Origin of the sequence: Streptomyces sp. NPDC056361, assembly GCF_042262805.1 — a bacterium.
In the GTDB taxonomy this organism is placed as follows: Bacteria; Actinomycetota; Actinomycetes; order Streptomycetales; family Streptomycetaceae; genus Streptomyces.
Map to the genome: position 1 here is coordinate 42290 of NZ_JBHJQI010000056.1, position 8467 is coordinate 50756.

Sequence of the window (8467 nt, forward strand, 5' to 3'; positions counted from 1 at the left end):
CTCCGGCGGGCATCCCACAGCTCGTGAAGAAGACGATCACGCTGTGGGCGGTGCTGACCGCCGTCGCCCTCCTGGTGACCGGCTGCGCGACGGAGGACCCCGCCACCGCACCCGTACCGGAGCGGGCGGGACCCGCGACCCCGCCCTCGACCGCGCCCACCGCGGGGCACGGGGCGCCCGAGGCGCCCGCCGCTGCCGCCGCGTACCGGAAATGGGGCCTGAAGCCCTTCCCGGCCGCGCCCGCGCCGCCCGCGGCCAAGCCGGTCGCCCGGCGGCCCGGCGAACCGGTCCCCGTCATCAGCGAGATCCCCACCACCGAGAAGATCGTGTTCCTCACGATCGACGACGGGGCCGAGAAGGACCCCGGGTTCGTCACGATGATGGACGAGCTCAAGATCCCCTTCACGATGTTCCTGACCGACTCCGCCATCCGCGCCGACTACGGGTACTTCACCCCGCTCGCCGCCCAGGGCCACGGCGTCGCCAACCACACCCTCACCCACCCGAACCTGCGCACCCTCTCCCAGGACGCCCAGCGCCGGGAGATATGCGGCCAGCAGGAGCGGCTGGCACAGCGCTACGGAACGACCCCCCGCCTCTTCCGCCCGCCCTACGGCAACTGGAACGAGGCCACGCGCGCGGCGGCCGGGCAGTGCGGGGTCGACGCGATCGTCCTGTGGCGCGAGTCCATGCAGATCAAGAACATGCAGTACCAGCGCGGCGACCGGAAGCTCCACCCCGGCGACATCATCCTGGCCCACTTCCGCGGCCCGTCCGAGCTCAAGGGCCGCACGATGACCGAGATGACGGCCACGATGCTGCGCCGCGTCCAGGAGCAGGGCTTCACGGTGGCCCGCCTGGAGGACTACGTCTGAGAACTTCTCCGGACGCGGTGTCGATGCGGGCGCGGCCCGTTCGACGTATGAGTGAGAGGCGGGGAACAGCCCCGCCCCCCGCACCACCGAGGAGTCGTCATGCCCCGCTTCCTGTCCCTCGTCCGCATCGAGGAGAACACCATCGACATGGAGAGCGCCGACCCCGGCTTCGAGGAGCGGATGGGCGCGCTCTTCGAGGAGATCACCAAGGCCGGCGCCATGCTGGACACGGCGGGGCTCAAGCCGACCGCCGAGGCCACCCGGATCACCTGGTCGGACGGGAGCCTGTCCTACACCGACGGGCCGTTCACCGAGACCAAGGAGGTCGTCGGCGGCTACGCCATGCTGCAGTGCAAGGACATGGCCGAGGCCGTCGAGTGGGGGAAGCGCTTCCTCGCCGTCCACCCGCCGCACTGGAAGGTCGGTCTGGAGGTCCGCGAGGTCGAGGAGATGCCGGGCGCCTGACGCGCGGTGTGCTGTCATGTGAGCCGTGACGGTGCAGAGCACGCTGGAGACGGTCTTCCGGATGGAGTCCGCGCGGATCATCGCGACGGTGGCGCGGATCGTCCGCGACGTCGGCATCGCCGAGGAGATCGCCCAGGACGCGCTTGTCTCCGCCCTTGAGCAGTGGCCGAGGTCAGGCGTCCCGGAACGGCCGGGCGCCTGGCTCACGGCCACCGCCAAGCACCGCGCCGTCGACCTGGTGCGGCGGCGCGAGACGTACGCCCGGAAGCTCGCCGAGGTGGGCAGGGAGCTCCCGGAGGAGTCGTACGACCCGGAGCCCTCCGGCCCCGGCGACATCGACGACGACGTGCTGCGGCTGATCTTCACCGCCTGCCATCCGGTGCTCTCCGCCGGGGCGCGGGCCGCGCTGACGCTGCGACTCGTCGGCGGGCTCCGCACGGACGAGATCGCCCGCGCCTTCCTCGTGCCGGAGGCGACCGTCGCGGCCCGGATCACCCGCGCCAAACGGACGCTCGCGAAGGCGGGCGTCGAGTTCGAGGTGCCGTACGGGGAGGAGCGGGCGGCCCGCCTCGGCTCCGTCCTCGAAGTCGTCTACCTGATCTTCAACGAGGGGTACGCGGCCACCGCGGGCGACGACCTGCTGCGGCCCGGCCTGTGCGAGGACGCGCTCCGGCTCGCCCGGGTGCTCGCCGCCCTCGTGCCGGCGGAGGGCGAGGCACAGGGCCTGGCCGCGCTCCTGGAGCTCCAGGCGTCCCGGACGGCGGCCCGCACCGGACCCGACGGGCGGCCGGTGCTCCTCGCCGAGCAGAACCGGCGGCGCTGGGACCGGCTCCTCATCCGGCGCGGGTTCGCCGCCCTGGAGCGGGCCGGGGACGGGCGCTCCTACGGGCCGTACGCCCTCCAGGCCGCCATCGCCGCCTGCCACGCGCGGGCGGCCTCGTACGAGGAGACGGACTGGGCGACGATCGCCGCGCTCTACGGGCGGCTCGGCGTCCTCGCGCCCTCACCGGTCGTCGAACTGAACCGCGCCGTCGCCGTGTCGATGACCGAAGGCCCGGCCGCCGCCCTCCCGATCGTCGACGCCCTCGCCGCCGAACCCGCCCTGGCCCGCTACCACTTGCTCCCCAGCGTCCGGGGCGACCTGCTGGCCCGCCTCGGCCGCGCCGCGGAGGCCCGCGCGGAGTTCGAGCGGGCGGCGGCCCTCACCAGGAACGAGAGCGAGCGGGGGCTGCTGAGGGCGCGGGTGGGGGAGTTGGGGGAGTCGGAGACGGGGGAGGCGGAGGTGTCGGGGGAGTTGGAGACGGGGGAGGCGGGGGAGTTGGGGGCGGGCGAAGGGTAGTCGGGGGAGGGGAGTCGGACGCGGGGAGCCCCGGGGGCTCCGGGGATCCGTGGGAGCCCGGGGGCTCCGGGGATTCGGTGGGAGTCCGGGGGCTCGGTGGGGCCCCCGGGGCTCGGAGCAGGGAGGGCCGTCGTCGGTCCGGGACGGGTGGCGCTTAGGGTGCTCGGCATGTCCCCGCGTATGCCGCTGCCTCCGCCGCCCCCGCCCGCAGAGCTCCAGAGCTGGCCCGACCGGGAGGCGCGGATCGCCGACCGGGCGCTGGCGCTCGACGAGTTGGGGCGCCGGCTGCTCGGCGTGGGGCGGCTGGCGATGTTCCTGGTGTGGTGCGCGCTCCTGCAGTTGGGCTGGGCCCTGGTGGGGGTGCTGCTGACGTCGCTCGGCGGGCCGATGCCCGATCCGCTCACGGTGCTGACCGGGGTCTTCGCGACCGTCCTCGGCGTCGGCATCCTCATCCCCGCCGGGTGGCTGACCGCGCGGAGCCTGCGGCGCGACCGGACCGTCCGCGAGCTCCTGATCCGGTGGGCGGTGCTCGACCGGCACGGTCCGACGGACGCCCGGCTGCGCGCCCCGGCCCTCAGCGCCTGCTGGGTGCTGCTGTCCTTCGCGATGTGCGGGGTCGGCCTCTGGCTGGGCTTCGCCGTACCCGCGGGCACCCGTTGGGAGGACGGCGGCTACGGCCTGGTCGCGTACGGCATGGGCGCCGCCCTGATCCTCTGGGTCATGGGGCTCACCGGGCTGACGAAGGCCGTCGGCCACTACCGCTTCGCGGTGCGGCTCACCGGCCCCCGCCGGCCGGTCGGCCGATCAGCATCGTCGGGGCACCCGCGACCCGAGTGAGCAGCACCGTCGCCGAGTTGGGGCCCTTCGGCTTCACCTTGCGCCGGATCTCCTCGGGTTCGACCGCCGAGCCGCGCTTCTTGACGGTCAGGGTGCCGACCTCGCGCTCCCGCAGCAGGGCCTTCAACTTCTTCAGGTTGAAGGGGAGCTCGTCGGTGATCTCGTAGGCGGCGGCGTACGGGGTGGGGGTGAGCGCGTCCGCCGTGACGTACGCGATCGTCTCGTCGATCAGGCCCCCGTCCAGCTCCTCCGCGACCTCGGCGACGAGGTGCGCGCGGATGACGGCGCCGTCCGGCTCGTACAGGTAGCGGCCGACCGGCCGGACCGCCGGGTCGGGCAGCCCCCGGCCGGTGAGCCCGGCGCCGGAGGGCAGCAGGGTGGCGCGGCGGGCGCCCGGCTCCGTGCCGAACCACAGCACGGCCTCCTTCACGTCCCCGCCGTCCGAGATCCATTCGGCCTCGGCGTCCTCGGGCACGGCCTCGTGCGGGATGCCCGGCGCCACCTTGAGGGCGGCGCGCGGGGCCTTGCGGGCCGCCTCGACGGCCCAGGACAGCGGCGGGGAGTACGCCTCCGGGTCGAAGATCCTGCCCCGGCCGCCGCGCCGCGCCGGGTCGACGAACACCGCGTCGTACGGGCTGGTGTCGATCTCGGTCACGTCCGCGCAGCGGACCTCGATCAGTTCCGCGAGGCCGAGCGCCTCGGCGTTGGCGCGGGCCACCTCGGCGGTCAGCGGGTCGCGGTCGACGGCGAGGACGGAGATCCCGGCGCGGGCGAGGGCGATGGCGTCGCCGCCGATCCCGGAGCAGAGGTCGGCGACGCTGCGGACGCCGAGGTCCCTCATGCGGCCGGCCCGGTACGTGCCGACCGAGGCGCGGGTCGACTGCTCGACGCCGTTGGGCGTGAAGTACATCCGGTACGCGTCCTCGGCGCCGAACTTCGCCACCGCCCGCTGCCGCAGCCGTGCCTGGCCGAGCGCCGCCGTGACGAGCTCGGCGGGGTGGTCGCGGCGCAGCCGGGAGGCGACCGCCAGTTCCCGGGCGGGGTCGTAGTCGCGCAGGGCGGTGAGGAGCGTCTGACCCTCGGGGCCGAGCAGGGGGGTGAAGGAGGCGAGGTCGGTCACCCGTCCCATTGTGGGCCCTGCGCCGCTGTGGGCCGGCCGGGGGACGGTGGGGCGGTACGGCGGTGTCGTGGCCCGGAATGACGCCTCCGCGCTGACAGGATGCGGCGCCATGCAGCTCGTACGACAAAAGGAAGAATCTATGGTGATCGGCGCGCCCCCTTCCCGCCGGACCCTCGGGGCCGCCCTCCTCGTCGCCGCCCTCGCCACCACCGCCACGGCCTGCTCAGGCGCCGCCGCACCGGACCGCGGCGCGCCGGCCCCCGCCGCCGGCCGGCAGGCCCAGGGCGGCCAAGGCGCCTCCGGAGCGCTCAACGCCTACCTCGACCGCGTCCGCAAGGAGCGCGCCGCCCGCGTGCTCGCCGCCAAGAAGTGGGGCCTCGCCCGCCCGCCGCTCGAAGCGCCCGCCCCGCCCGACGCCAAGCCGAAGATCACCACCCGCAAGGGCTTCGAGACCGACGGCGAGGGCCTCCCGCCCGTCTTCACCACCGTGCCGACCAAGCAGAAGATCGTCTTCCTCACCATCGACGACGGTGCCGAGAAGGACCCCGACCTGCTGCGGATGATGAACGACCTCCGCATCCCCTACAGCGCCTTCCTCAGCGACTACGTCGTCAAGGACGACTACGGCTACTTCGCCAGGATGCAGAAGTCGCAGAAGTCCGGGATCTCCCTGCACAACCACACCCTCAACCACCGCTACCTGCCCGGACTCTCGTACAAGCAGCAGGAGCGCGAGATCTGCGGCATGCAGGACGTCATCGAGAAGCGGTTCGGCAAACGGCCCCCGCTCTTCCGTCCGCCGTACGGCAACTACAACGAGGACACCCTGCGCGCCGCCAAGTCCTGCGGCGTCAAGGCGGTCCCGCTGTGGGCCTCCGAGGCCTTCCCCGACCACATGGAATGGCGCGAGTGGGACCGGGACCTGCACCCCGGCGACATCGTCCTCACCCATTTCCGGGGCAAGCAGGACTGGAAGGGCACCATGCCGGACATGATCCGCAGGGTGATGAACGTGATCACGGCGAAGGGGTACGCCGTCGCGAAGCTAGAGGACTACGTGTGAGAACCCGGGCACGGCGCCTGACCGCCGCTCTGGCCGTCACCGGCGCCCTCCTCGCCCTCCCCGCCTGCGCCTCCTCCGTCGACCCGATCGAACGGCTGGGCCGCAAGGCGGCGGAACGGGTGAGCCCCCGTCCGTCGCCGGCGCGCGAGGCGCGGGACGCGGCACGGGGCGGGGCGCGTGAGGAGGCACGGGGCGGGGTGCGTGAGGCGGCGCGGGGCGTGTCGGACGCGAAGGGCTGCGGGGCTCGTCCCGAATCCCGTCCCGAACTCCGTCCCGAATCCCGTCCCAAATCCCGTCCCGAACTCCGTACCGAACCCCGTTCCGAAGCCCGTCCCGTCACGCCACAGAGCGATGAATTGGCACTCCGCTTGACCGAGTGCTAATCGCGGTCATAGTCTCGGCTCTGGCACTCCCCACTGGAGAGTGCCAACACAGCGACGGGCAGGTCCGGCACCCGCGACGACGGATCGACCTGGTCGCCACCTCAGACAGTTAGCCCCGTGAGATCTCCGAAGGGGGAGGTCGGATCGTGACGACCACCAGCTCCAAGGTTGCCATCAAGCCGCTCGAGGACCGCATTGTGGTCCAGCCGCTCGACGCCGAGCAGACCACCGCCTCTGGCCTGGTCATTCCGGACACCGCCAAGGAGAAGCCCCAGGAGGGCGTCGTCCTGGCCGTGGGCCCGGGTCGCTTCGAGAACGGCGAGCGTCTGCCGCTCGACGTCAAGACCGGCGATGTCGTGCTGTACAGCAAGTACGGCGGCACCGAGGTGAAGTACAACGGCGAGGAGTACCTCGTCCTCTCGGCTCGCGACGTGCTCGCGATCGTCGAGAAGTAATTCACCGAAGTACCGAAGTACCGAAGTACCGAGCACTGAAGCAGATGCTCTGAGCTGCGCCCCGAGGCCCCTTCCAGGCGCCCCGGGGCGCAGTTCGTTCCACCCGAATCCGAGAGGGCTGAACCGCTCCCATGGCGAAGATCCTGAAGTTCGACGAGGACGCCCGTCGCGCCCTTGAGCGCGGCGTCAACAAGCTTGCCGACACGGTCAAGGTGACGATCGGCCCCAAGGGCCGCAACGTCGTCATCGACAAGAAGTTCGGCGCCCCCACCATCACCAACGACGGTGTCACGATCGCCCGCGAGGTCGAGATCGACGACCCGTACGAGAACCTCGGCGCCCAGCTGGTGAAGGAGGTGGCGACCAAGACCAACGACATCGCGGGTGACGGCACCACCACCGCCACCGTGCTCGCCCAGGCCCTGGTCCGCGAGGGTCTGCGCAACGTCGCCGCCGGCGCCTCCCCGGCCGCCCTGAAGAAGGGCATCGACGCCGCCGTCAAGGCCGTCTCCGACGAGCTGCTCGCCACCGCGCGCCCGATCGAGGACAAGTCCGACATCGCCGCCGTCGCCGCGCTCTCCGCGCAGGACCAGCAGGTCGGCGAGCTCATCGCCGAGGCCATGGACAAGGTCGGCAAGGACGGTGTCATCACCGTCGAGGAGTCCAACACCTTCGGCCTGGAGCTCGACTTCACCGAGGGCATGGCCTTCGACAAGGGCTACCTGTCCCCGTACATGGTGACCGACCAGGAGCGCATGGAGGCCGTCCTCGACGACCCGTACATCCTGATCAACCAGGGCAAGATCTCCTCGATCCAGGACCTGCTGCCCATCCTGGAGAAGGTCATCCAGGCCGGCGCCAGCAAGCCGCTGCTGATCATCGCCGAGGACGTCGAGGGCGAGGCCCTGTCGACCCTGGTCGTCAACAAGATCCGTGGCACCTTCAACGCCGTGGCCGTCAAGGCCCCCGGCTTCGGCGACCGCCGCAAGGCGATGCTCGGCGACATGGCCACCCTCACCGGTGCCACCGTCATCGCCGAGGAGGTCGGCCTCAAGCTCGACCAGGCCGGTCTGGACGTGCTGGGCACCGCCCGCCGCGTGACCATCACCAAGGACTCCACCACCATCGTCGACGGTGGCGGCAACTCCGAGGACGTCGCGGGCCGCGTCAACCAGATCAAGGCCGAGATCGAGTCCACGGACTCCGACTGGGACCGCGAGAAGCTCCAGGAGCGCCTCGCGAAGCTGGCCGGCGGCGTGTGCGTGATCCAGGTCGGCGCCGCCACCGAGGTGGAGCTGAAGGAGAAGAAGCACCGTCTGGAGGACGCCATCTCCGCGACCCGCGCCGCGGTCGAGGAGGGCATCGTCTCCGGTGGTGGCTCCGCTCTGGTCCACGCCGTCAAGGTCCTCGAGGGCAACCTCGACAAGACCGGCGACGAGGCCACGGGTGTCGCGGTCGTCCGCCGCGCCGCCGTCGAGCCGCTGCGCTGGATCGCCGAGAACGCCGGCCTCGAGGGCTACGTCATCACCTCCAAGGTGGCGGAGCTCGACAAGGGCCAGGGCTTCAACGCCGCCACCGGCGAGTACGGCGACCTGGTCAAGGCCGGCGTCATCGACCCGGTCAAGGTGACGCGCTCCGCCCTGGAGAACGCCGCCTCCATCGCCTCCCTCCTCCTCACCACCGAGACCCTCGTCGTGGAGAAGAAGGAAGAGGAGCCGGCGGACGCGGGCCACGGCCACGGCCACGGTCACTCCCACTGAGGCTCACCGCTGACCGCTGAGGTCCGCAGCTGAACCACCGAGGCCCGGTGCTCCCGTCGCGGGAGCACCGGGCCACGGCGTGCTGTGCCGGCTGATCCCGAAGGGACCGCCGAGTCCCCCACCACCCCCCCCAGCCCCCAGAGCCCCCGCCAGGCGGAATGACACCCGCC

Annotated in this window: 8 protein-coding genes; 7 read left to right on the forward strand and 1 reads right to left on the reverse strand. The window is 72.2% G+C overall.

The window, feature by feature from the left end:
• The first annotated feature begins 23 nt into the window (after positions 1–23).
• The 4 genes from ACFCY7_RS19950 to ACFCY7_RS19965 all read left to right on the forward strand — a co-directional run bounded on the left by ACFCY7_RS19950 (position 24) and on the right by ACFCY7_RS19965 (position 3516).
• Entirely contained in the window at positions 24–875 is an 852-nt protein-coding gene (locus ACFCY7_RS19950; protein ID WP_376486799.1) for a polysaccharide deacetylase family protein, read from the forward strand.
• 99 nt (positions 876–974) lie between these two features.
• The gene (locus ACFCY7_RS19955) at positions 975–1340 is read left to right on the forward strand and encodes a YciI family protein (RefSeq protein WP_362564209.1); all 366 of its coding nucleotides are present in this window, start codon (positions 975–977) and stop codon (positions 1338–1340) included.
• Between the two features lie 61 nt (positions 1341–1401).
• On the forward strand, positions 1402–2679 hold the full coding sequence (locus ACFCY7_RS19960) for an RNA polymerase sigma factor (protein WP_376486819.1): 1278 nt from the start codon (positions 1402–1404) through the stop codon (positions 2677–2679).
• A 168-nt stretch (positions 2680–2847) separates the two neighbouring features.
• On the forward strand, positions 2848–3516 hold the full coding sequence (locus tag ACFCY7_RS19965) for a hypothetical protein (protein WP_376486803.1): 669 nt from the start codon (positions 2848–2850) through the stop codon (positions 3514–3516).
• Here the strand turns inward: ACFCY7_RS19965 and ACFCY7_RS19970 are convergent.
• Positions 3455–4645: a methyltransferase domain-containing protein gene (locus tag ACFCY7_RS19970; protein WP_376486806.1), complete on the reverse strand. Its 1191-nt coding sequence runs from the start codon at positions 4643–4645 to the stop codon at positions 3455–3457. The two genes, ACFCY7_RS19965 and ACFCY7_RS19970, sit on opposite strands and share 62 nt — an antisense overlap.
• A 130-nt stretch (positions 4646–4775) precedes the next feature.
• On the opposite strand from ACFCY7_RS19970, the gene ACFCY7_RS19975 reads away from it, so the two are divergent.
• From ACFCY7_RS19975 to groL, 3 genes are all read left to right on the forward strand, one after another.
• Complete coding sequence (locus tag ACFCY7_RS19975; RefSeq protein ID WP_376486807.1) at positions 4776–5699, forward strand: polysaccharide deacetylase family protein; 924 nt, start codon at positions 4776–4778, stop codon at positions 5697–5699.
• A gap of 529 nt (positions 5700–6228) precedes the next feature.
• A complete protein-coding gene (groES, locus tag ACFCY7_RS19980) occupies positions 6229–6537 on the forward strand; it encodes a co-chaperone GroES (RefSeq protein ID WP_015035628.1) in 309 nt (102 codons plus the stop codon).
• A 131-nt stretch (positions 6538–6668) separates the two neighbouring features.
• Complete coding sequence (groL, locus tag ACFCY7_RS19985) at positions 6669–8297, forward strand: chaperonin GroEL (protein ID WP_366304642.1); 1629 nt, start codon at positions 6669–6671, stop codon at positions 8295–8297.
• Positions 8298–8467 lie beyond the last annotated feature (170 nt).

Coding starts and splice junctions, on each gene's coding strand:
- ACFCY7_RS19955 (WP_362564209.1), top strand. CDS start 975: ATGCCCCGCTTCCTGTCCCTCGTCCGCATCGAGGAGAACACCATCGAC.
- ACFCY7_RS19960 (WP_376486819.1), top strand. CDS start 1,402: ATGGAGTCCGCGCGGATCATCGCGACGGTGGCGCGGATCGTCCGCGAC.
- ACFCY7_RS19965 (WP_376486803.1), top strand. CDS start 2,848: ATGTCCCCGCGTATGCCGCTGCCTCCGCCGCCCCCGCCCGCAGAGCTC.
- ACFCY7_RS19970 (WP_376486806.1), bottom strand. CDS start 4,645: ATGGGACGGGTGACCGACCTCGCCTCCTTCACCCCCCTGCTCGGCCCC.
- ACFCY7_RS19975 (WP_376486807.1), top strand. CDS start 4,776: ATGGTGATCGGCGCGCCCCCTTCCCGCCGGACCCTCGGGGCCGCCCTC.
- groL (WP_366304642.1), top strand. CDS start 6,669: ATGGCGAAGATCCTGAAGTTCGACGAGGACGCCCGTCGCGCCCTTGAG.